Source organism: Affinirhizobium helianthi (genome assembly GCF_042680945.1).
Lineage (GTDB): Bacteria > Pseudomonadota > Alphaproteobacteria > Rhizobiales > Rhizobiaceae > Neorhizobium > Neorhizobium helianthi.
The window spans coordinates 80,859-101,078 of the sequence record NZ_JBHUEQ010000013.1 but is presented as its reverse complement, the minus strand read 5'-3'; the positions used below and the strand labels follow the sequence as shown (position 1 = coordinate 101,078).

21 protein-coding genes and 1 tRNA gene are annotated in these 20,220 nt (G+C 58.7%); 4 read left to right on the top strand and 18 right to left on the bottom strand.

What is annotated here, in order from left to right; all coding sequences use genetic code 11:
- Window positions 1-181: 181 nt before the first annotated feature.
- From cheT to ACFSE1_RS07665, 10 genes are all read right to left on the bottom strand, one after another.
- Window positions 182-571, bottom strand: a complete 390-nt coding sequence (cheT, locus tag ACFSE1_RS07710) for a chemotaxis protein CheT (RefSeq protein ID WP_377398803.1) — start codon at window positions 569-571, stop codon at window positions 182-184.
- An 11-nt stretch (window positions 572-582) separates the two neighbouring features.
- Complete coding sequence (gene cheD, locus ACFSE1_RS07705) at window positions 583-1,137, bottom strand: chemoreceptor glutamine deamidase CheD (protein ID WP_377398800.1); 555 nt, start codon at window positions 1,135-1,137, stop codon at window positions 583-585.
- Window positions 1,134-1,523, bottom strand: coding sequence for a response regulator (locus ACFSE1_RS07700; protein WP_062555336.1), 390 nt, complete (start codon window positions 1,521-1,523; stop codon window positions 1,134-1,136). The genes cheD and ACFSE1_RS07700 overlap by 4 nt, the downstream gene beginning before the upstream one ends.
- Complete coding sequence (gene cheB, locus ACFSE1_RS07695; RefSeq protein WP_377398797.1) at window positions 1,524-2,564, bottom strand: protein-glutamate O-methylesterase CheB; 1,041 nt, start codon at window positions 2,562-2,564, stop codon at window positions 1,524-1,526.
- Window positions 2,561-3,469, bottom strand: coding sequence for a protein-glutamate O-methyltransferase CheR (gene cheR, locus ACFSE1_RS07690; protein WP_377398794.1), 909 nt, complete (start codon window positions 3,467-3,469; stop codon window positions 2,561-2,563). The genes cheB and cheR overlap by 4 nt, the downstream gene beginning before the upstream one ends.
- Window positions 3,466-3,933, bottom strand: a complete 468-nt coding sequence (locus ACFSE1_RS07685; RefSeq protein WP_377398791.1) for a chemotaxis protein CheW — start codon at window positions 3,931-3,933, stop codon at window positions 3,466-3,468. The genes cheR and ACFSE1_RS07685 overlap by 4 nt, the downstream gene beginning before the upstream one ends.
- Window positions 3,934-3,937: 4 nt before the next feature.
- Entirely contained in the window at window positions 3,938-6,247 is a 2,310-nt protein-coding gene (locus ACFSE1_RS07680; protein WP_377398788.1) for a chemotaxis protein CheA, read from the bottom strand.
- A 16-nt stretch (window positions 6,248-6,263) separates the two neighbouring features.
- Window positions 6,264-6,629 (bottom strand): chemotaxis response regulator CheY1, encoded by a 366-nt coding sequence (cheY1, locus tag ACFSE1_RS07675; protein ID WP_062555331.1) that lies wholly within the window; start codon window positions 6,627-6,629, stop codon window positions 6,264-6,266.
- Window positions 6,626-6,925, bottom strand: coding sequence for an STAS domain-containing protein (locus ACFSE1_RS07670; protein ID WP_377398784.1), 300 nt, complete (start codon window positions 6,923-6,925; stop codon window positions 6,626-6,628). The genes cheY1 and ACFSE1_RS07670 overlap by 4 nt, the downstream gene beginning before the upstream one ends.
- An 80-nt stretch (window positions 6,926-7,005) precedes the next feature.
- Window positions 7,006-8,625 carry a globin-coupled sensor protein gene (locus tag ACFSE1_RS07665; protein WP_377398781.1) on the bottom strand — a complete coding sequence of 540 codons (1,620 nt, stop codon included), beginning with the start codon at window positions 8,623-8,625 and terminating at the stop codon, window positions 7,006-7,008.
- Window positions 8,626-9,731: 1,106 nt separating this feature from the next.
- Between ACFSE1_RS07665 and mprF the strand changes: the two genes are divergently transcribed.
- From mprF to ACFSE1_RS07645, 4 genes are all read left to right on the top strand, one after another.
- Window positions 9,732-12,332 (top strand): bifunctional lysylphosphatidylglycerol flippase/synthetase MprF, encoded by a 2,601-nt coding sequence (gene mprF, locus ACFSE1_RS07660; protein ID WP_377398778.1) that lies wholly within the window; start codon window positions 9,732-9,734, stop codon window positions 12,330-12,332.
- Window positions 12,329-13,699, top strand: coding sequence for a virulence factor family protein (locus ACFSE1_RS07655; RefSeq protein WP_377398775.1), 1,371 nt, complete (start codon window positions 12,329-12,331; stop codon window positions 13,697-13,699). Before mprF ends, ACFSE1_RS07655 begins: the two co-directional genes overlap by 4 nt.
- Window positions 13,700-13,849: 150 nt before the next feature.
- The gene (locus tag ACFSE1_RS07650; RefSeq protein ID WP_377398773.1) at window positions 13,850-14,482 is read left to right on the top strand and encodes a TerC family protein; all 633 of its coding nucleotides are present in this window, start codon (window positions 13,850-13,852) and stop codon (window positions 14,480-14,482) included.
- Window positions 14,483-14,536: 54 nt separating this feature from the next.
- Window positions 14,537-15,751, top strand: coding sequence for a TIGR03862 family flavoprotein (locus ACFSE1_RS07645; RefSeq protein ID WP_377398771.1), 1,215 nt, complete (start codon window positions 14,537-14,539; stop codon window positions 15,749-15,751).
- A 199-nt stretch (window positions 15,752-15,950) separates the two neighbouring features.
- Here the strand turns inward: ACFSE1_RS07645 and ACFSE1_RS07640 are convergent.
- The 8 genes from ACFSE1_RS07640 to ACFSE1_RS07605 all read right to left on the bottom strand — a co-directional run bounded on the left by ACFSE1_RS07640 (window position 15,951) and on the right by ACFSE1_RS07605 (window position 20,212).
- Window positions 15,951-16,026, bottom strand: a tRNA-Phe gene (locus ACFSE1_RS07640).
- Window positions 16,027-16,231: 205 nt separating this feature from the next.
- Window positions 16,232-16,441: a DNA gyrase inhibitor YacG gene (gene yacG / locus ACFSE1_RS07635; RefSeq protein WP_377398768.1), complete on the bottom strand. Its 210-nt coding sequence runs from the start codon at window positions 16,439-16,441 to the stop codon at window positions 16,232-16,234.
- Window position 16,442: 1 nt separating this feature from the next.
- On the bottom strand, window positions 16,443-17,063 hold the full coding sequence (locus ACFSE1_RS07630) for a Maf-like protein (RefSeq protein ID WP_377398765.1): 621 nt from the start codon (window positions 17,061-17,063) through the stop codon (window positions 16,443-16,445).
- A 34-nt stretch (window positions 17,064-17,097) separates the two neighbouring features.
- Window positions 17,098-17,316, bottom strand: a complete 219-nt coding sequence (gene infA / locus ACFSE1_RS07625) for a translation initiation factor IF-1 (protein WP_007759621.1) — start codon at window positions 17,314-17,316, stop codon at window positions 17,098-17,100.
- 151 nt (window positions 17,317-17,467) lie between these two features.
- A complete protein-coding gene (locus ACFSE1_RS07620) occupies window positions 17,468-17,947 on the bottom strand; it encodes an arsenate-mycothiol transferase ArsC (RefSeq protein ID WP_377398762.1) in 480 nt (159 codons plus the stop codon).
- Between the two features lies 1 nt (window position 17,948).
- The gene (locus tag ACFSE1_RS07615; RefSeq protein WP_377398760.1) at window positions 17,949-18,422 is read right to left on the bottom strand and encodes a UPF0262 family protein; all 474 of its coding nucleotides are present in this window, start codon (window positions 18,420-18,422) and stop codon (window positions 17,949-17,951) included.
- A gap of 6 nt (window positions 18,423-18,428) precedes the next feature.
- Window positions 18,429-19,724: a histidinol dehydrogenase gene (hisD, locus tag ACFSE1_RS07610; protein WP_377398833.1), complete on the bottom strand. Its 1,296-nt coding sequence runs from the start codon at window positions 19,722-19,724 to the stop codon at window positions 18,429-18,431.
- A gap of 53 nt (window positions 19,725-19,777) precedes the next feature.
- Window positions 19,778-20,212 carry a DUF2948 family protein gene (locus ACFSE1_RS07605; protein WP_377398830.1) on the bottom strand — a complete coding sequence of 145 codons (435 nt, stop codon included), beginning with the start codon at window positions 20,210-20,212 and terminating at the stop codon, window positions 19,778-19,780.
- Between the last annotated feature and the right edge of the window lie 8 nt (window positions 20,213-20,220).

Below are 20,220 nucleotides of genomic sequence, written 5' to 3'. Positions count from 1 at the left end.
CACTCCTGTTGCTGCAGGAAGTGAATCATGGATAGCTAATCTCATCAATACCCTGATTGGGTTTCGACCCTAGGCCGCACGTTTGGCGTTTATAGCGTTTTGATTAAATTCACGAACGGATCGCGATCCTGACAATGCATTAATCAACAGGCTGCCCTTGAAGGGGAGCTACCGAAAACGGTCAGAAGAAATCGAAATCACCCGCAGCCTTCGAGAGAGGCTGTGAATGGCCGTGGCGCAAGCCGTTGCTCAATGCCTTGTGCATATCGGCAAGCTTTACCAGGCTCAGCGCCGTCGTCACGTCCACCGTCCAGTCATCGGGAATGTCGGCGGTGATGGTATCGATGAACTCCGCCAGTCCCCTCGCCTTCTGCACAGCAAGATCGATGCCTTGGAGCACTTTCATGCTGTCAGGCGATTGAAGGATCGAGGCGCCGCCGATTTCCAGCAGTTGTGGTTCGACGCGCTCGATAAGATAGGCCACATCGTGCAGTTCGCTGACGATCCGCATCAGGACGTCCGGCAGCTTTTCGTCTGCGGGAAGCGATGGCTGTGCATGCAGTTCGGACATTGCTTCTCCGATCAGAAAAACTCGATTGAACTTTCGACTGGCTTGGCCGGGCGCGCTGGGCGCTGCTCCTGAGCCACGGTCTTCTGTGTTTCCGCACCGGTCAAGGGATAGGTTCTGGCCCGGCCGCTGACAGGCCAATATTCCAGTTTCCGCCCGAAGTCACCGCCCGTCGAGGAACCGACGATGGAGATGCCTTCATCACGCAGAAACTGGGTCGCAAAAGTCGCGTTCTGCTCTCCCACATTGGAAAAGCTGGCAATGGTCTTGGCTCCACCAAAGATCTTGGCTTCCAGTCTATCGCGCCGCCCGCCACGTTTCAGGATGCCGTTGATCAGGAGTTCCATCAGGTGGACGCCGTAGCGCGACATATCCCCGCCTGACATGCCCCCTGGACCATTGCCCGGGAGCAGGAAATGGTTCATCCCCCCTACACCCGCGACCGGATCTCTCAGGCACGCAGCCACGCAAGATCCCAGGATCGTCGTAATGACGGCATCTGGGTCATCCGTTACCTTATACTCGCCTTGGATGATATTCATCCGCTTGGCTGCGGCCAGTTGGTTCATTTAAGCGCTCCGAATACGGCTTCGATTGCAGCTTTCATCTTTTCGATCGTGAAGGGCTTGGCCAGAACGTTGTTTGCGCCCAGTTGAGCGGCCTTCTGAACGAGAGCGCGATCACCCTGGGCCGTCAGGATAATGAAGGCGGCCTTCTTGGTGTTCGGGTTCGTACGCACGGCCTGCAACAGACCGAGACCGTCCATCTTCGGCATGTTGAAGTCGGAGATCACCAGATGATGCGGCTGCTCGGCCATGATCTTCATGCCTTGCTCGCCATCACCCGCAGCTGTGATCTGTTTAAAGCCGAGCTGTGTCAGGGCGTCGCTGAGCAGCAGCCGGCTCGTTACCTGATCATCCACGATCAGAACTTTTATTTTTTCAGCGAGAGACATTTATTCGGTACCTTCTTTTCGGGCAGCAGTTAATTTCAAGATTTCGTCTCCGATGGCGCCGAGCGGCAATTGTTGCTCGACGGCCCCGATGTCGTAGGCCACTCGGGGCATGCCGTAGACCACGCAGGTCTTCTCGTTCTGCCCGATGGTGCGCGCACCTGCGTCACGCATCTTGAGCAATCCGGAAGCGCCGTCTCGACCCATACCGGTCAGGATGACGCCGACAGCATTCCGTCCCGCCAGTTCGGCCACCGAATCGAAGAGTACGTCGACAGACGGCCTGTGGCCGTTGACCGGATCGCGCTCAACAAGCCGGCAGCTTGGAGCAGAGGGGTTGACGACCTGCAGATGCCTCTCACCACCGGGAGCCAGGTAGATCTTTCCGATCTCCAGACGGGCACCATCGGTTGCTTCCTGCACCACAGGAGCACAAAGACGATTAAGCCTTTCTGCAAAACTTTTCGTAAACGTCGGCGGCATGTGCTGTGTAATAACCGTCGGCGGGCAATTTGGCGGGAATTTTTGCAGCACGGCGATCAGTGCCTCGACACCTCCGGTGGAGGAACCGATGGCGACGACCTTCCGGCCGACCCGGTATCCCGATGCGGGCGCAATCGGCGGCGCCGCAGAAACCTGGGTTCTTCCGCGCTTGGAGCGTGCCGCTGCCTTCACCTTTTCCGCCAGATCGCCGAAGGGACGCGAATCCCCCGGCACAGGCTTCGAGACACAATCGAAGGCACCGATTTCCAGCGCGGCAAGCGTGGCGTTGGCCCCCTGATGCGTCATGGTGGAGACCATGATGACAGGCATGGGACGCAGACGCATGATCTTTTCGAGAAATTCGAGCCCGTTCATATTGGGCATTTCGATATCGAGCGTCACCACATCTGGATTGAGCTGCTTGATGGCAGCCCGTGCTTCATGCGCGTCCCCGGCCTGGCCAACAACGTTGACCTCTGGATCCTGGTTCAGCACAGCCGTGATCAGCCCACGCATGGTGGGCGAGTCATCGACAACAAGAACTCTGGCAGGCATACTCATCCCTTCCTCCCCGCATCTTTGCCAGTATAGCGGTAGGTGGTTATTCCAATGTTATCGAAAAGGTTCTTTGCGTCACCCGTCACGCGCTCGGAGTGGCCAATGTAAAGATGACCGCCCACAGGCAGAAGCGAAGCAAAGCGCTGCCAGATTTTCATCTGGGTTGGCTCATCGAAGTAAATGACCACGTTCCGGCAGAAGATCACGTCGAACTGGCCCTTGAATGGCCATTGCGCCATCAGGTTCAATTCGTTGTAGGTGATCAGCTTTTTGACGCGATCGTCGATCTGGAATTTACGTCGACCACCGACATCCACTTCACGGAAATACTGCTTGCGCATCGGCGCAGAGACAGTTTCCAGCGAATTCTCGTCGTAGACCCCGGCACGCGCCAGGGCGAGAATTTTCGGATCGATATCCGTTGCCAGAATCTTGAAGTCCAGATCCGCTGCATTGGGCAGAAGGGACAAAACCGTCAGGGCGATCGAATAGGGTTCCTGCCCGTCAGACGAGGCAGCAGACCAGATGCGGACGCGGCCACCGCTTTTTGCCCGATTGATCAAGCCTGGCAGCACCTCATCGCGCAGGTGCTCGAAATGGTGATTTTCGCGGAAGAACCGCGTGAAGTTCGTCGTCAGATGGGAAAGCATCTCACGGCGCGGGCCTGCCCCTTCCGGGGAGGCAACCAGGGTGCAGTATTCTCGGAAGCCGCTGAGACCGAGATTGCGAATATGCTTCGACAAGCGCGAGTATACCAGGGAGGCTTTGGTGTCGTTCAGATAGATGCCGGCATCGGCATAGATCATCGCGGCAATTTCGGACAGGTCTCGGCGTGTCAGCGGATATTCTCCGCTGGCCAAGACCTCGTCCGGGGACTGCCGGGTATCTACGAGACCTGTCGCTTTCATGCAGCTTCGCTTTCAGTTTCCGGGAAAATCGCGTCCAACTCGATCAGGCAGATCATCCGCTTGTCGATGGCCAGGATGCCGCGTGCATATTGCTTCTCAAGATCAGAGGAGACCTCCGGAACCGGTTGAATGTTTTCGTCCGTCACCGTCAGTATGTCCGAGACAGCTTCGACCAGAAGACCAACCACCCGGCTTTTGACCTGAGCGACGATAATGACGTGGCGTGGTGTAGGTTCAGCGCGCCGCATACCGAGGCGGGCTGAGAGATCGACGATCGGAAGCACAGCCCCGCGAAGATTGATGACGCCCATGACATAGGATGGCGAATGTGGAAGTGACGTCGCTTTCGTCCAGCCGCGGATTTCCCGCACTGACATGATGTTGACGCAAAATTCCTGATCGCCAATGCGGAAAGCGATGAGCTCCCGACTACCCTGCGCAAGATTCTTCACGGCGTACGACATACACTCAACCCGTTGCTGCCAATGACATATCCGACTTCAAAGCACCGTCGCCACGCAGCGACTGGCCGCGTGAAGCGGCAACGACCGCATCGACATCGAGAATGAGGGCAACGCGTCCATCGCCAAGGATGGTAGCGGCTGCGATGCCGGGAACATGCGTGTAGTTTGCTTCGAGAGATTTGATAACGACCTGACGCTGCCCCTGGATTGCATCGACCATAAGGGCGCGCTGGCCACCACCTTCCGATTCCACGAGCAGGGCAACGCCTTCAATCGGATTGGCCTGCGTGGAGCGGAAATTGAGGATCCGTCCAACATCCACCAGCGGGCAGAAGGAGTTACGGATCGAAATCAACCGCTGGTTTGCACCAAAGGAATGGATGCTGGACGCTTCCGGCTGCAAGGTTTCCACGATGGCGGTCAAAGGCACCACCAGCGTCTGGCCAGCCACGGTGACGACCATGCCATCGAGAACGGCCAGCGTGAGCGGCAAGCTCATGGTGAAGGTCGAACCGAGACCCGGACGCGAACTGATCGAGATACGACCACCAAGCGCCTGGATCGATCGCTTGACGACGTCCATGCCGACGCCGCGGCCGGAAATATCGGAGATCTTGTCGGCCGTGGAGAAGCCCGGCATGAAGATCAGGTTATCGATTTCTTCGTCGGAGAGGTTCGCATCTGCCGGAATGAGGTCGTTGTCGATCGCCTTCTGACGAACCTTTTCGCGGTTGATACCTGCACCGTCGTCCACCAGTTCGATGACGATACGGCCGGAGCGGTGCTTTGCCGTCAGCTTGACGGTGCCTTCCGGATTCTTGCCCGCAGCCTCACGGCGTTCCGGGCTTTCGATACCATGGTCGACAGCGTTACGGATCATGTGGGTCAGCGGCTCGGCCAGCTTGTCGATGACCGTCTTGTCCACTTCGGTGTTTTCACCTTCGGTGATCAGGCGGATCGACTTGCCCACCATATCGGCCACTTCGCGGACGATACGGGACATGCGCTGGAAGACCGGCTTTACCGGCTGGGCGCGGATCGCCATAACCGAGTCCTGGATCTCGCGAGTGAGCTGTTGCAGCTCTTCCAGGCCCATATTGATGGACGACGTGCCCGTCGCATCGTTCTCGATAACACTCTGCGACAGCATGGCCTGGTTGATGACAAGCTCGCCCACCAGGTTGATCAGGCGGTCAACGCGATCGAGATCGACGCGGATCGTCTGGCCAGCGCTGTTTGCTGCGGCATTGGCCGTTGCATTGGCGGCAGCGGCTGCGGCTGCGGCGGCAGCAGCGGCTGCGGCCTGGCTTTCCTTCTTCTCGACGCGCGCTGCGGCCGCGGCCATTTTGGTGACATTGCTTGCCGTTTCGGCAGCAGCCAGAGCAGCCGCCTGATCCTGCGAGGCATCGTCACGACCGCTCTCATCCTCGGCTCCACCCTCGTCAAGCGCGGAGAGGTCGAAGGGAACGGGCACCATCGGCAGTTCCTCTTGCGAGGCTTCCGCCAGCTTCACCTCGAGATCGCAATCCCATTCAGCGAATTCGAAGACCGAGCGAATGGCCTGCTCTTCCTTGTCGGTCTTGACGACAATCGTCCAGCTGAAATAGGCGCCTTCCGGATCCATCTTGTCGAAGTCCGGCAAGCTGTCCGTGTCGCAGTTGATGCTCATCTCACCAACGCGCGACAGGTCGCGCAGCAGAAGAGCGGCCTCATTGCCCTTACCGTAAAGTTCGCGGCGCGGCTTGAAACTGACTTCGAAGGCAGTCTTTGCCGGTGCAGCATCTTCATCACCGAAGCCCTCGAAGGCAAACGGGATAGGCTGGAAACCGCTATCATCCGTGGGAGCCGGCGCAGGTGCTGCGGCAACGGGCGCTGGCGCGGCCTTCGGCGGAGCCGCCTTTGGCGCATCGGAGCCACCACCGGCCGGAATTTCACCGCGTGCGAGCGCTTCCAGTTCCTTCACGAGGCCGCGGCTGCGTCCTTCGTCGACTGAACCTCCATCACGCGCGGCTGCCACCAAGTCCGCCAGCACGTCGGCGGACTTCAGCATGACCTTTAGAACATCCTGCGTTGGTTCCAGCTTGTTCGAGCGAACGCAGTCCAGCGTCGTTTCGAACACGTGAGCGAACGAAACCAGGTCATCCAGGCCGAACGCACCGGCACCACCCTTGATCGAGTGCACCGCACGGAAGACGGCATTCACCGTTTCCGGGTCACGGTCGCCATCATTCAGCTTGAGAAGACCAGATTCCAGTTCGGCGAGCTGCTCCTCGCACTCCTGGAAGAAGATCTCTTTGATTTCGTTCATATCCATCGCAGGAATTCCCGGTTCAGGCGGTTACACGCTCAATCGCATCGATCAGTTTTGCGGGATCGAAAGGCTTGACGATCCAGCCAGTCGCACCGGCCTGGCGCGCGCGGTTCTTTTTCTCCGCATCGCTTTCCGTGGTCAGTACGAGGATAGGCACGGCGCGATAGCGCTCATTGCGGCGCACACCCTCGATAAAGCCAAAGCCATCGAGACGCGGCATGTTGATGTCGGTTACGATGACATCCGGGTTGCATTCTTCGAGAACTTCCAGACCTTCCACGCCATCTTCGGCCTGAATGGTCTCGAAACCGGCATTGTTGAGAGTCACCAGAAGCATGTTCCGGATCGTCCGTGAATCGTCCACGGTAAGTACTTTCTTCTTCACTGCCGAATCTCCTTCGCGAGCAGGTGATCTACATTGATGCCGATGAGCTGCATGGTCTTCGTGAATGCATCAGAAACCTTGTTGAACACGAAGCTCTTCTGGTCCTTTTCCCAGGCGTTCACTGCCGCCATGAGAACCTGCACGCATTGCACCCCAACACGCTCGACAGCGGATGCGTCGATCGACACATCCTTGCCGCGCAGCGATGACAATTGACCATGCAGATTGGACGCCTCGTTGAGGTCCAGAACTGAGGCCAGCTTCACTGTCTCTGCCTGTGCATTCTTGACTGCCATTCCTTCAACCCTCGTCCTTCAAACTTCGCCACGGCACCGCATTCGGGCCGATAGAATGTCAAAACCGGCCCTTAGACCGTCTATCTTCCAAAGGCGACCGCCTGCGATGGCAGGAAGGCAAGATTGCCTCCAGCCAGATCCGCATGATCGCCAAGTTCGTTTCTGTCTTCTCCGCGAGGACGGCGCGCCTCCCAGATGCGACCCTTCTCCGCCTGCCGCTCGATCCGGAATTCCCGAACGGTGCGGCCAAGCTCAATGATGACCGTATGCAGGCTATCGCCATTATCGCCGACGGCGCGCGCCCGCTCGGCGCTTGCAGCCATGCGACGATCCAGCGTTTCAACATCCAGACGCATCTGTTCGAGACAGCGCACCTGATCGTCCGTTGCCCTGGCAATGCCGGTAACCGTGTCGTTGATCGATTTAACCTGCTCCACCAGACCGCCAATCGCTTGCTGCGTCTGATGAACCATCTTCACGCCCGCATCGACCTGGCTCTTGGTGCCGCTGACAAGCTGCTTGATTTCACGCGCCGCATCGGCAGACCGTTGTGCCAAGGCACGAACTTCCTGCGCAACGACAGCAAAGCCGCGGCCTGAATCTCCGGCACGGGCAGCCTCAATTCCCGCATTGAGTGCGAGAAGGTTGGTCTGGAATGCGATTTCATCGATGACACCAATAATCTGGCCGATCTTCTCGGCAGATTGCTCAATGTCCGACATGGCGCTGATCGCCTTGCCGACCACCTCTCCGCTTTCTTCAGCGGCGCGGCGGGCCTGGGCCACGGATTTTTCCGCGACAGCCGATTCAGCAGCACTTGCCCGGGCATTGTCGGTCAGAGACGAGAGTTCATTAAAGGTCGTGCTCAGCGCTTGCGCCTGGGCCACCACCTCATCCGCCACCTGCCTTGCATCGGTGGAAAGCGCGGTGGTCATTTCCTCAGCGCGCACCAGGCGTGCGGAGGCATTTTCCAGCGCCGCCGTCATCGCGTCGAGCGCCTGATCCAGAAGCTCGCAAAGCTCGGTATATACTTCGGGGCGCGCCTCACCGATGCGAACCGTCAGATCCTTGCTTGCAAGGGCCGCGGCAACCGGGCCCAGAAGATCATTGGCTTCCGCCTGATCCTTCTCGCGCTGCATGGCCAGCGCCCGCTGTTGCTTCTGCCGCAATTCGTTGATGCGCAGCGAAATGGCGATTTCAACATCAACCATCACGAGCCGAATGACAGCACGCACGGCATCCGTAATTTCCTTGTCCCGCTTGCGCGAGGCGGGCAGAAGCGATTTCGGCGCCATCTGCTCCAGCAGCCCGTCAATCAGATTCTCGAGCATCACCGCATGGCCACTGATATGCCAGCGCGGATCCAGCCCCATGCGCCCTTCTGCATCCGAAAGCACTTTGACACGCTCGGCATAGAGCGCATCGAACCGGGCATCCGTCAGCACACTCCAGTGAGATGCCTGCAGATCGTGCAAACGCTCTACCTGAAGGTCGCTCTCGAAAAAGCGCATGGCTTCGGAGGAGGATTGCAGCCGGTGGAAGAAATCTCGCAAGCCCTCTTTGAGGCGGGCTTCCAGCGTGGGGCGAAACCTGCGCAGCAGCTCGCAACTTTCGGCATCGAGGCCGGCAAACGCCAGTCGGTCACGCAAGCTGCCCGCTTGCGCCTTCCTGGTTTGTTCCGATCCCGCGTCTTGAGCCAAGGCTCATCCCCATAATTACCGGCATGATCGACCGGTGTGTGATCCCATTCGCGCCCGACACCCTCGAGCTCGCATCCGCATTCATCCATGAAAACGATAATGGCGTCTTAAGATCGCACACAGATCTGCAGAAGGGCTGAAACCCGAAGTGCAAACCGGCGCAAGACTTACGCATAACCTTGAGTTGTCATGGAGAGTATACCGGGTCGAAACCGGTACGTCGGCGCGGCTTCATGCCCGAAAGGGAGGAAGGTTGGCATCCATCCCATTTCGCCGTGTAGCTCTAGTTGTATGGTTAATTCCTTGCTTGAAAGTTAATGCGCGACCCGGCTCAAGCGATTTCCTAAAACCTGATATGCTGAAGAATGCAAAGATTGATGCATTGCCGATGCCCTGTGTGAAATCCGTTACATTCTATTCTATCGATGAGGAGGATTTGTAAGGATTTTCAGGCATGACAACTTCCTATGACCATAAAGCTGCGCCCGATATGGACGCTGAGCGTGCGAAATAGCGCGAAAGCTTTTCTCTGTGGGGGTCGGAACCTGAATAAATTCGTCTCTAGCGGTGTATTTTGGCCAGGATCGCGCATTTTGCCGATGGGTGCCCCGGGCACCTGCGCCTCAAGCGGAAGCCGCCAGTAATGGGGAAAACACATGCTGTCTGAACGGGTTGGTCGATCCTATGCCCCGATTTCCGTGGGGCGGGCATGCCTGCATGGGCGGCGTCACGCACCCCTCGTCCCGGCTGGCGCGAACCGCTCGACCGAAGGGCTTGATCCGGTCAGGCCGCGTTCGTCTCTTATTTGTCTCGAACGACCATTGCCTATGATTTTAGGCATTTCTTTAAGGAAATTTCATGAGGACGGTCTAAAGCCATGGCGACGAGCCTGACGCACCGGACGGCCCCGCAGCGAGGCCAGCGACGCAAAGTTTCCGAGTCAGAATCTGTTTCGTTTCAGGTCACATGAAATAAAAGAGAAAAGCCTGCATAGTTTTGGATGACGCCGTAGTTTTGTCCAAGTTTCAGCGAGAGGAGTAAGCGTTTCCATCCAAATTGAGTACGACACTCACGCCGGAAATGCTTGATCTGCAACCAGGTGCTTTATGACTGCTCACGAAAGTTCTTCAACGGATGCGCCGCACAGCAATCGCCTGATCGCCTTCCTTGCGCGATTCCGTTTCTATCTGACCTGGTTGGCCATGCTGCTCGTGTTCGCGATGATGGCAGTTGCCGTCTATAAGCTGACGCACGAAGTTCGCTATGATGAAGTGGTGGATGCCCTTGCCAAGACCAGCTGGAGAGCGATTGGTCTGGCCGTTCTGTTTACCGCGCTGAGTTTCGTGGCGCTGATCTATTACGATCTCAACGCACTTGACTATATCGGCCGGAAATTACCCGTCGGTCCGGTGGCTGCCACGGCCTTCAGCGCCTATGCCATCGGCAATACGGCGGGCTTTGGCGCGCTCAGCGGCGGCGCCATCCGTTTTCGCGCCTACAGCCGCCTCGGTCTTTCGCCGGAAGACATCGCGCGCGTCATCGCCTTCGTCACCTTTGCCTTCGGTCTCGGCCTTCTGGCGGTCAGTTCCATTGCGGCCCTTGTGACCGCGCCGCGCCTTGCGAGCATCGTCGGCTTCGATGCCTACTATCTTCGCCTGGGCGCCGTTGCGGTCCTGATCGTCCTGGGTGCGCTTCTGTTCGTTGGCCGTAATGGACGACATGTGCAGATCATGCGCATTCGCCTGCGTCTGCCCGACACATTGACCTCGTCGCGGCAGTTCCTGATTACAGCCGCAGATCTCGCTGTTTCGGCCTCGGTTCTTTATGTGCTTTTGCCGCAGACCAATATTGGCTGGCCGTCCTTCTTTGCCATTTATGCAACAGCCGTCGGCCTCGGCGTGCTCAGCCACGTCCCGGCAGGTCTCGGCGTTTTCGAGGCGGTGATCATTGGCGCGCTGGGCAATGCGATCAGCCTGGATATCCTGTTGGGAAGCCTTATGCTTTACCGCATGATCTATCACGTGCTGCCGCTGACGATTGCCATCGTCATGGTCATCGTTTCGGAAGCGCGCGCTTTGGCCAAGCATCCGGTGGCAAGCGACATCGGCAATGTGGCCATCAGGCTTTCGCCACCACTGCTCTCGGCTTTCGCCCTGTTGCTTGGCACCATGCTGATTTTCTCCAGCGTCACGCCGACACCCGACACTGATCTCGACATCCTGTCCGGCTTCATTCCGCTTTCCGTGGTCGAGAGTGCGCATTTCCTCTCCAGCCTTCTGGGGCTGGGGCTGGTCATCGCCTCCCGCGGCCTTGCGCAGCGTCTCGACGGTGCCTGGTGGGTGGCCCTGCTATGCGGTGTTTTCGGCTTTCTCTTCTCATTTCTGCGCGCCGTGGCGCTTGGCGAAGCAGCTTTCCTCGGCTTCTTCGTCGTCGCCATGCTGCTCAACAGAAAGCGTTTCCAGCGGCCTGCATCCCTTTTCAGCCAGGTTCTCAGCACACCCTGGATCATGGCGATCGGCATCATCCTGGCGGGCGCAACGACCATTCTCCTCTTTGTCTATCGCGATGTGGATTACAGCCATCAGCTCTGGTGGCAGTTCGAATTCTTCGGGGAAGCACCGCGTGGTTTGCGTGCGCTTCTGGGCGTTTCCATTCTTTCCGGAGCCGTTGCAATCTTCAGCCTGCTGCGACCGGCCTTCAACCGTCCGGACGATGTGACCGCCGAAGACATCGCCAGGGCCTCTGCCATCGTGGATGGACAGGATAATGCCGATGCCAATCTGGTAAGGATGGGCGACAAGCATGTCATGTTCTCCGATAGCGGGCGCAGTTTCATCATGTACGGCATCCAGGGCCGTTCCTGGATTGCCTTGGGCGATCCGGTCGGCGACCGCGAGGAAACGGCTGAGATGATCTGGCGCTTCGTGGAGCGGGCACGCGATGCTGGCGGGCGGGCCGTGCTGTACCAGGTCTCTCCTGCGCTGCTGTCTTATTGTGCCGATGCGGGGTTGCGCGCCTTCAAGCTGGGCGAGATGGCACTGGTCAATCTTGCCACCTTCGATCTGAAGGGCGGCAGGCTGGCCGGTTTGCGGCAGGCCTTGAACAAGGGCAAGCGCGACGGCATGGAGTTCTCCATCGTGGAGAGGGAAAAGGTTCCGGCCATCATGCCGGAGCTGAAGGCCGTATCGGAGTCCTGGCTGGCCCATCATCAAACGCGCGAGAAAGGCTTCTCGCTTGGCGCCTTCGATGAAGACTATGTGGCCGCCATGCCGGTTGCAATCATTCGCATGGGCGAGCGGATCGTCGCCTTCGCCACCCTGTTCCTGACGGATACCAAGGTTGAAGCGAGTGTCGATCTGATGCGATTTGCGCCGGAGGCACCGCGCGGGGCCATGGATTTCCTCTTCGTCAGTCTCATCGAGCATCTAAAAACCGCCGAATATCAGTGGTTCAATCTCGGCATGGCTCCTCTTTCCGGCATGTCGAAGCGCGAAGTGGCACCGGTATGGGATCGGATTGGCAGCACCCTTTTCGAACACGGTGAACGCTTCTACAACTTCAAGGGCCTGAGGGCCTTCAAGTCGAAGTTCCATCCCAAATGGGAGCCCCGCTATTTCGCGGTTGCGGGTGGAACAGGCGCGGTGCTCGCGCTGATGGATGTAACCCTCTTGATCAGCGGCGGAGTTCGCGGTGTGGTTGGCAAATGAAAAAAACAATCGGACGCATTCTGCTGTGTTCTGCAATGCTTTGCGGCTTCGTCTTCAGCCCGGCTGCCGCGCAATCAGGCGATCAGACCTTTGATACGGGCATGATCCCTTCCCCGCATATTCTGAAACCATCGGGCGATGTGAAGGCCAATATCTTTCTTCTCTCCGATGCGGATGGCTGGAATGCCCGGGAAGATCAGCAGGCAAAGGCACTGACGGACAAGGGCGCGCTGGTGATCGGCATCGATCTTCCGTCCTACATCGCCTCGCTGGGCAAGGATGGCGACGACTGCATCTATATGATCTCCGACATCGAGTCGCTGGCCCAACAGGTTCAGCGCTCGCTGGGCAACGGCAGTTATCGCAGCCCCATCGTCGCTGGCGTTGGCGCGGGCGGCGCCTATGCGCTCGGCATGCTCGCACAGAGCCCGCCGCATACGATTGGCGAAGTCGTTGCGGTCGATCCGGAAGCAACAATCACGCTTCCCAAGGTTTTGTGCACGCCCGCCGAGAAGAAGAGCATCGGCAACGCCATACAGTACGGCCTCACCGATGGCGATCTGCCAGCTCCGACCACGATTTTGCTGACGAAATCTGCCCCTGCCGATGGTGCAGCCCATGCCAAGGCATTGAAGGTTGACCATGACGACATCGACATCGAGGAAAAGGACAGCGATGCCGATACGGCACTCGTCCAGGCGCTGAAGGATCGCATCGACGCGGGCAGCGCGGATTCCTCACCGCTTGGCCTGCCTCTGACCATTCTGGAGGCAAAGCCCGCCTACAACACCATGGCCATCATCGTTTCCGGCGACGGGGGCTGGCGCGACATTGACAGCGAAGTGGGGGCTGCCTTGCAGGGAGATGGAATCCCGGTCGTCGGTCTGGATGCGCTTCGCTATTTCTGGTCGAAGAAGGACGCGGCGACCACCGCTGCGGACCTCAGCCGGATCATTCGCGCCTACCGCAAACAGTGGAACGTGCAGAATGTGATGCTGGTCGGCTATTCCTTCGGCGCCGACATTCTTCCCTCTACCTATAACCAGCTTCCCGAAACAGACCGCAGCCGCGTCATCCTGTTGTCTCTTCTGGCGCTTTCGAACTCCGCCGAATTTGAAATCTCGGTGTCCGGCTGGCTTGGCGGTTCCGGCACAGGCGACGGCGGCGACCCGACGGTGGATCTGCAGAAGATTGACCCAAAGCGGGTACAGTGCGTCTATGGCACAGAGGATGACGAGGACGCCTGCAAAGCGCTCGCCTCACGCGGTATCGAAACCCTCGGCATTGAAGGCGGACATCACTTCGATGAAGATTACGACGCGCTCGCACGCCATCTGATCGACGCCCTCAAGAAACGCCTGAAGTAGACCAATCTAAAGTTGGTGCAGATCGCAAGAAATCTGCACCACAACCTATGGCCCCTCTTGTCATCCTGCCGGAAATCTTATGTAGCCATTCGGTAAAGAATGGACAGGCGCGCAATCGCGGGGGCGAAGCGCCTAAGGGACAAGAAGCAAATGGAAATTTTTACAGCGGCGGGACTGGCAGCACTCTTCCAGGTCATCGCAATCGATCTCGTACTGGCGGGTGACAATGCCATTGTCATCGGCCTGGCGGCGGCGGGCCTTCCTGCTCACCAGCGCAACAAAGCCATTCTTGTCGGCATCATTGCGGCGACGGTTCTGCGCATCGGCTTTGCAACGGTAACCGCCTATCTGCTTGGCATTGTCGGGCTGCAGCTGCTTGGCGGCCTTCTTCTGGCCTGGGTATGCTGGAAAATGTGGACCGAGCTCCGCTCGGCGGACCACACGGCTGAAGATGCCATGTCTCAGGCAGAAGCGGAAAAGACCAAGGTCAACAAGACCTTCCTGCAGGCCGCCACTCAGATCGTGATTGCCGATGTGTCCATGTCGCTCGATAACGTACTGGCAGTGGCCGGTGCAGCACAGGAGCACACGACCGTTCTGATCATCGGTCTCATCGTTTCCATCGCGCTGATGGGCCTTGCCGCCAATCTGGTGGCGAAGCTGCTGCATCGCTACCGCTGGATCGCCTATCTCGGTCTGGCCGTCATCGTCTATGTCACCTTCAACATGCTCTACCACGGAAGTGTTGAAGTCTGGCCCTATATCCAGCAATGGATGGCTTGAACCACATGGCGCAAACCCGGTTTTGCGCCATCCTGAAATGAGCAAAGGTCGCGCATGGCACTGCCTGAACTGACGGTGGACGTTCTCATCATCGGCGGGGGGCCTGCCGGCCTTATGGCGGCGGAAGAGCTGAGCCGTTCCGGTTTTTCCGTCACCGTGTGCGATGCCATGCCCACCTTTGGCCGCAAGTTCCTGCTGGCGGGCAAATCCGGTCTCAACATTACCCACTCCGAAGAGTACACGCTGTTTCGAACCCGCTTCGGCAGTGCCAGCCCACGCCTTGCCCATGCGCTCGATGCCTTCCAGCCGCAGCATGTGCGCGATTGGGCGGCCGCGCTTGGCACGGAAACCTTTGTCGGAACGTCGGGACGCGTCTTTCCCACAGTCATGAAGGCATCGCCGCTGCTGCGCGCCTGGCTCAAGCGGCTTGAAGAGGCGCACGTTGGCTTTCTCCCCCGGCATCGCATGACGGGCATCAAACCCGGATGCGCTGAGTTCGAAACGCCGGAAGGGCCGAAGCTCATCAGGGCAAAGGCAATTCTGCTTGCCCTGGGCGGCGCAAGCTGGCCCAGGCTTGGTTCCGACGGCGCCTGGGTGCCGCTGCTGGAGCAGCTGGGCGTGCCACAGGCGCCACTTCTTCCGGCCAATTGCGGCTTCGATGCGGCCTGGAGTCCCGTCTTCAAGGAACGCTATGCAGGAGCGCCGGTCAAATCCGTCTCGATCCTCTCTGCGGCTGGACCATCACAGGGCGAATTCGTCATCACCGGGCATGGAGTGGAGGGAAGCCTGATCTACGCGCATGCGGAGGCATTGCGAGAGGAATGGCTCCGCACGGGCAAAGCCCATCTCCGGCTTGATCTTTCTCCCGGTCGAACCGAAGCTCAGATTCGCTCCGCCCTGCAAAAACAATCGAAAAGCCAAAGCTTATCCAACCGGCTGCGCAAGATCGGGCTCTCACCCGTGAAGATTGCCCTGTTGCGCGAAGTGAGCGGCGCTGACGCGCTTCATACCCCGGAAGGGACCGCAGCGCTCATCAAGAACCTGACAGTGCCGCTGGAGCGCCCGCGTCCGATCGCGGAGGCCATTTCCACGGCTGGTGGCATTCGCTGGGATGCGCTGGATGACGCCTATATGCTGAGAGCCCTTCCCGGTCTCTTCGCGGCAGGCGAGATGATCGACTGGGAAGCACCGACAGGCGGCTATCTCCTCACCGCCTGTTTCGCCACAGGCCGCGCCGCAGCGCGTGGTATTGCCGAATGGCTGGGGTAAAGCTCTGCCTCCTGTCAATTCCATGCTCCCAAGCAGCATGACCGGAGGCGAAAACTGCCGATCAGGGAAAAATAGCTCCACCTGAATGGGTTGGCCAGAACTTCTCCAGACAATGCCCTCAAGCTCATGCTGACGCAGGCGAGAGCAGGTCTGACAACATCCAGGCCGTGAACATGTGATATGTTTGAAGCAAAATAAATGGTGCCCGGAGGCGGATTTGAACCACCGACACGCGGATTTTCAATCCGCTGCTCTACCAACTGAGCTATCCGGGCATCTTGGCTTCTGCGAAGCCTTTCGGCCTCTTTCGAAGACCGCCGGGGCGTTTCCCCCGGGAGCGAGCGGGGTTATAACATCTTGTTCGGACATGGCAAGCGGCTTTGGCAACTTTTTTGACAGGCTTGTGAAAAACCTCTGTCTCGCCCCTTCAAGTCTTTGATCCCCATGGGGTTTGCGCTCTGCTTGCCCTGCAGGTGGCTCTCAGTAATTATCCTCGTCGTCTGCCTTGCGCTCATCGTCAGCCACAGGAATGGCATAAGAGCCATTCAGCCAGCGCGAAAGATCCAGTGTGCGGCAGCGGTCACTGCAAAAGGGATAGTTTTCGCGCACGGAAGGCTTGCCGCATTCCGGGCACGGCCTCGCCTTGCGCAGAGGCTCCACCTTTGCGCTGGAAATGGTCTTGTCAGTCATGTCAGCTCTCCGGCCAGAGGTTGGCCACTTCGAAGCCTTCGCCGTTCAGCAAAAGCGCCGTTTCATACAGCGGAAGGCCCACGACATTGGTATAGGAACCCACCAGCTTCTGCACGAAGCTGCCGGCAATCCCCTGAATGGCATAGGCACCCGCCTTGCCCCGCCATTGATCGGAAGCCAGATAGGCATCGATTTCCTTGGTGGCAAGGCGCTTGAAGCGAACTTTCGTTTCCACCACCTTCTGGCGGAACTGGCCGCCCGGCGTAACGAGGCAAATGCCGGTATAGACCCAATGGCCGCGACCGGACAAAAGGTGAAGCGCGCTGGAAGCCTCATCCATATATTCAGTCTTGGACAGAATGCGCCGTCCAACCGCCACGACCGTGTCGGCAGACAGGATATAGCTGTGCCGCCAGGACAGATCGTCCTTCACGGCGGCAAAGGCTGCTTCCGCCTTTTCCAGCGAAAGACGGCGGGCAAGCGAACGCGGATGCTCGGATTTTTTCGGCGACTCGTCGATGTCCATCGGCATCAGGCGCGCCGGTTTGATCCCCATCTGGTTAAGAAGATCAAGGCGCCTCGGCGAACCCGAGGCGAGAATGAGCTTTTGGTCCAGAGCCATGGGGATCCTCAGGGTTGCTGCGAGATAGGTCCGCTTACTTGAAGCGGTAGGTGATGCGGCCCTTGGTCAGGTCATAGGGGGTCATTTCCACCAGCACCTTGTCGCCTGCCAGAACGCGGATACGGTTCTTGCGCATGCGGCCAGCCGTATGGGCAATGATTTCGTGTTCATTTTCGAGCTTCACCCGGAATGTCGCATTGGGCAGCAATTCGGTCACAATGCCCGGGAATTCCAGAACTTCTTCTTTCGCCATCGAGAGCTTTTCTTCCTGTGTTTGGTCGGTATGAGGCCGCAAGGAGGCTGCAGCCTTGAAAATTGCGCGGAAACTACACGTTCCCCGCTCGTTTGTGAACCTATTCAACGAGCGAATCTCACACTCCTCTGAATGAGGGTTCGGCTTGTTGTCAAATCGTCTGTTGCGGCTGGACATGCGGCTGCGCAAAGCGCGTCCGAATCTTCTCCCACAACTCATCCCGCACGCCCCTGTAGGCGTCGAGAATGCGTTCGCGGCTGCCCGTCTCCACAGTGGGATCCAGCATCGGCCAGTATTCGACCTCTATCGCCTGGGACCGGGTAAGTTCCAGTGCCCGATGATGCGCTTCCGGCGAAAGCGTGACGATGACATCGAAGAAATCATCCTCCAGCTCATCCAGCGTTTGCGGCGGATGCTTCGGCACGGAAAGCCCGATTTCCTGGAGAACCACGTCGACGAAGGGATCTGGCTCGCCTGCTTTGACACCGGCGGAGCGGACATAGATATCGGTTGGCAACAGCCGTTTTGCAATGGCTTCTGCCATAGGCGAGCGAATGGCGTTCATGCCGCACATGAACAATACGGCGCCCGGCCGTGTCGATTTGGCTTCGGAGGCGGACGCGCTCGTCATTCTAACCGCGCCAATACAAAACGCAGACCAGCGTGAAGAGCCTGCGTGCCGTGTCGAAGTCGATCTCGATCTTGCCTTTCAGTCGCTCCCGCAATGTCTCGGAGCCATCGTTGTGAATGCCGCGCCGGCCCATATCGATCGCTTCGATCTGTGAGGGCGTGGAAGAGCGGATAGCCTCATAATAGCTTTCGCAAATCATGAAGTAGTCCTTGATGATCCGGCGAAGCGGCGTCAGGGACAGGATATGCGTTGCAACCGCTTCCCCGGCCTCGGTCGTGATCGTGAAGACGAGCTTGGCGTCGATCAGAGACAGCAGCAGCCGGTAGGGTCCGCCCGCATGGCCCACGGGCACAAAGCGGTTTTCCTCGATCAGATCGAAAATGGCGACAGCCCGCTCATGCTCGACATCCGGCGTCGAGCGGCCGATGCTGTCGTCCAGCACCACGTCGAACAGCCGGAAATCGCCATCAGCCATGTGGCCTCACCCCTGGTTCAACCGAATGGAGACGGAGCGCGCATGGGCATCCAGCCCTTCGGAATTGGCAAGCGTAATGGCCGCAGGCCCAAGCGCTCGCAGCTGATCCGGGCCGAGCCGCAGAATGGACGTGCGCTTGACGAAATCCAGTACCGAGAGACCGGAAGAAAAGCGCGCAGACCGTGCGGTGGGCAGAACATGGTTCGAGCCGCCAACATAATCGCCGATTACCTCAGGCGTGTGCCGCCCGATGAAAATTGCTCCCGCATTGCGAATGCCGGGAAGAAGCTGGTCTGGATCGGCCACCGCCAGTTCCAGATGTTCCGCGGCAATGCGGTTTGCCAGCGGCAGGCCAGCCTTCAGATCATCGACCAAGATGATTGCACCGAAATCGCGCCAGCTTTCTGCGGCCGTTTCAGAGCGGGAAAGCGTCTTCAACTGCCGCTCCACGGCCTTCTCGACCGCTTCGCCAAGGCTGCGGTCGTCGGTCAGAAGAATGGCCTGAGCGCCTGCATCGTGTTCCGCCTGCGCCAGAAGATCCGCTGCCAGCCAATCCGGATCATTCTCCGCATCGGCAATGACCAGCACTTCGGAAGGACCGGCGATCATATCGATGCCGACCGTTCCAAACACCTGCCGCTTGGCTGCGGCGACATAGGCATTGCCGGGGCCGACGATCTTGTAGACCGGTGCAATGGTCTCAGTGCCATAGGCGAGCGCAGCAACGGCCTGCGCGCCACCGACGCGATAGATTTCCGAGACACCGGCAATTCTTGCCGCCACCAGCACAGCCGGGTTGATGTTGCCGCCGGTTGCCGGGCAAACCATGACGACGCGCTCAACACCCGCCACGCGCGCCGGCACGGCGTTCATCAGAACGGAGCTGGGATAGCTTGCCGTGCCGCCCGGAACATACAGGCCCACGGCCTCGATTGCCGTCCAGCGCGAGCCGAGCCCGACGCCCAGGGCGTCCTCGTAGATATCGTCTTTCGGCATCTGGCGGGCATGGTGCCGTTCAATGCGCTCCGCAGCCAGCTTCAGGGCCTCGATCACGGTCTCATCCACCTGCCCGAAGGCAGCATCGATCTCCGCATCGGTAACGCGAAGCCCGACCTCGTGAAGATCAACCCGGTCGAAACGTTGGGAATATTCCACAAGCGCCGCATCGCCGCGGGTGCGCACATCGTCCACAATGGCGCGCACGATTGCGTTCACATCTTCCGAAACTTCCCGCTTTGTCGTCAGGAATTCCGCAAAACGTGTCTCGAAATCGCCCGAAGCCTGTTCCAGCCAGATTGCCACCGTCTCGTCCCTCTTCATTCTTGAACCGAAAGGAAGGGCCAGCCCGGCAGCGCTTATGCCTCGTGGCTTGGCCTGTTTTCGGTTCCCCAGACACCGCCGGTATCGGCCAGCTGCGCCTCTATACATTCCACATCCAGGCTGATCGCAGAGCCGCCCGCCAAGGTCAACTCGATCACCCCGTCCGGCCCATCGCCCTTCTTGCTGAACCGAATGGCCAGCAGGGCATAAACCGCATTCTCATCCTGCCGGCTGACGCCGAGCGTACGCACGGCGCTGACCCGCTTGAACGTCAGCGCGGCGCGACGACGCTCATAGCCTTCGGTCGCACGATTTGCCTTTTCCCAGACAAAACGGTTGACCACAAGGCAGAACTGGCTGCGCTTTGGCCACCACTCCAGGTCTGCCGCCTTGAACACGCTATCCTGCATATGGGCCGAAATGATCTGAAGATCTTCTTCGTCCAGTGCAAGCAGTTTCAGGTCTGTCATCTCTACCA

Coding starts and splice junctions, on each gene's coding strand:
- ACFSE1_RS07630 (WP_377398765.1), bottom strand. CDS start 17,063: ATGGCTCTGGACCAAAAGCTCATTCTCGCCTCGGGTTCGCCGAGGCGC.
- yacG (WP_377398768.1), bottom strand. CDS start 16,441: ATGACTGACAAGACCATTTCCAGCGCAAAGGTGGAGCCTCTGCGCAAG.
- ACFSE1_RS07645 (WP_377398771.1), top strand. CDS start 14,537: ATGGCACTGCCTGAACTGACGGTGGACGTTCTCATCATCGGCGGGGGG.
- cheR (WP_377398794.1), bottom strand. CDS start 3,469: ATGAAAGCGACAGGTCTCGTAGATACCCGGCAGTCCCCGGACGAGGTC.
- cheB (WP_377398797.1), bottom strand. CDS start 2,564: ATGAGTATGCCTGCCAGAGTTCTTGTTGTCGATGACTCGCCCACCATG.
- ACFSE1_RS07615 (WP_377398760.1), bottom strand. CDS start 18,422: ATGGCTGATGGCGATTTCCGGCTGTTCGACGTGGTGCTGGACGACAGC.
- ACFSE1_RS07685 (WP_377398791.1), bottom strand. CDS start 3,933: ATGTCGTACGCCGTGAAGAATCTTGCGCAGGGTAGTCGGGAGCTCATC.
- mprF (WP_377398778.1), top strand. CDS start 9,732: ATGACTGCTCACGAAAGTTCTTCAACGGATGCGCCGCACAGCAATCGC.
- cheD (WP_377398800.1), bottom strand. CDS start 1,137: ATGAACCAACTGGCCGCAGCCAAGCGGATGAATATCATCCAAGGCGAG.
- ACFSE1_RS07680 (WP_377398788.1), bottom strand. CDS start 6,247: ATGGATATGAACGAAATCAAAGAGATCTTCTTCCAGGAGTGCGAGGAG.
- ACFSE1_RS07655 (WP_377398775.1), top strand. CDS start 12,329: ATGAAAAAAACAATCGGACGCATTCTGCTGTGTTCTGCAATGCTTTGC.
- ACFSE1_RS07605 (WP_377398830.1), bottom strand. CDS start 20,212: ATGACAGACCTGAAACTGCTTGCACTGGACGAAGAAGATCTTCAGATC.
- cheT (WP_377398803.1), bottom strand. CDS start 571: ATGTCCGAACTGCATGCACAGCCATCGCTTCCCGCAGACGAAAAGCTG.
- ACFSE1_RS07700 (WP_062555336.1), bottom strand. CDS start 1,523: ATGTCTCTCGCTGAAAAAATAAAAGTTCTGATCGTGGATGATCAGGTA.
- ACFSE1_RS07670 (WP_377398784.1), bottom strand. CDS start 6,925: ATGGCAGTCAAGAATGCACAGGCAGAGACAGTGAAGCTGGCCTCAGTT.
- ACFSE1_RS07620 (WP_377398762.1), bottom strand. CDS start 17,947: ATGACGAGCGCGTCCGCCTCCGAAGCCAAATCGACACGGCCGGGCGCC.
- infA (WP_007759621.1), bottom strand. CDS start 17,316: ATGGCGAAAGAAGAAGTTCTGGAATTCCCGGGCATTGTGACCGAATTG.
- ACFSE1_RS07650 (WP_377398773.1), top strand. CDS start 13,850: ATGGAAATTTTTACAGCGGCGGGACTGGCAGCACTCTTCCAGGTCATC.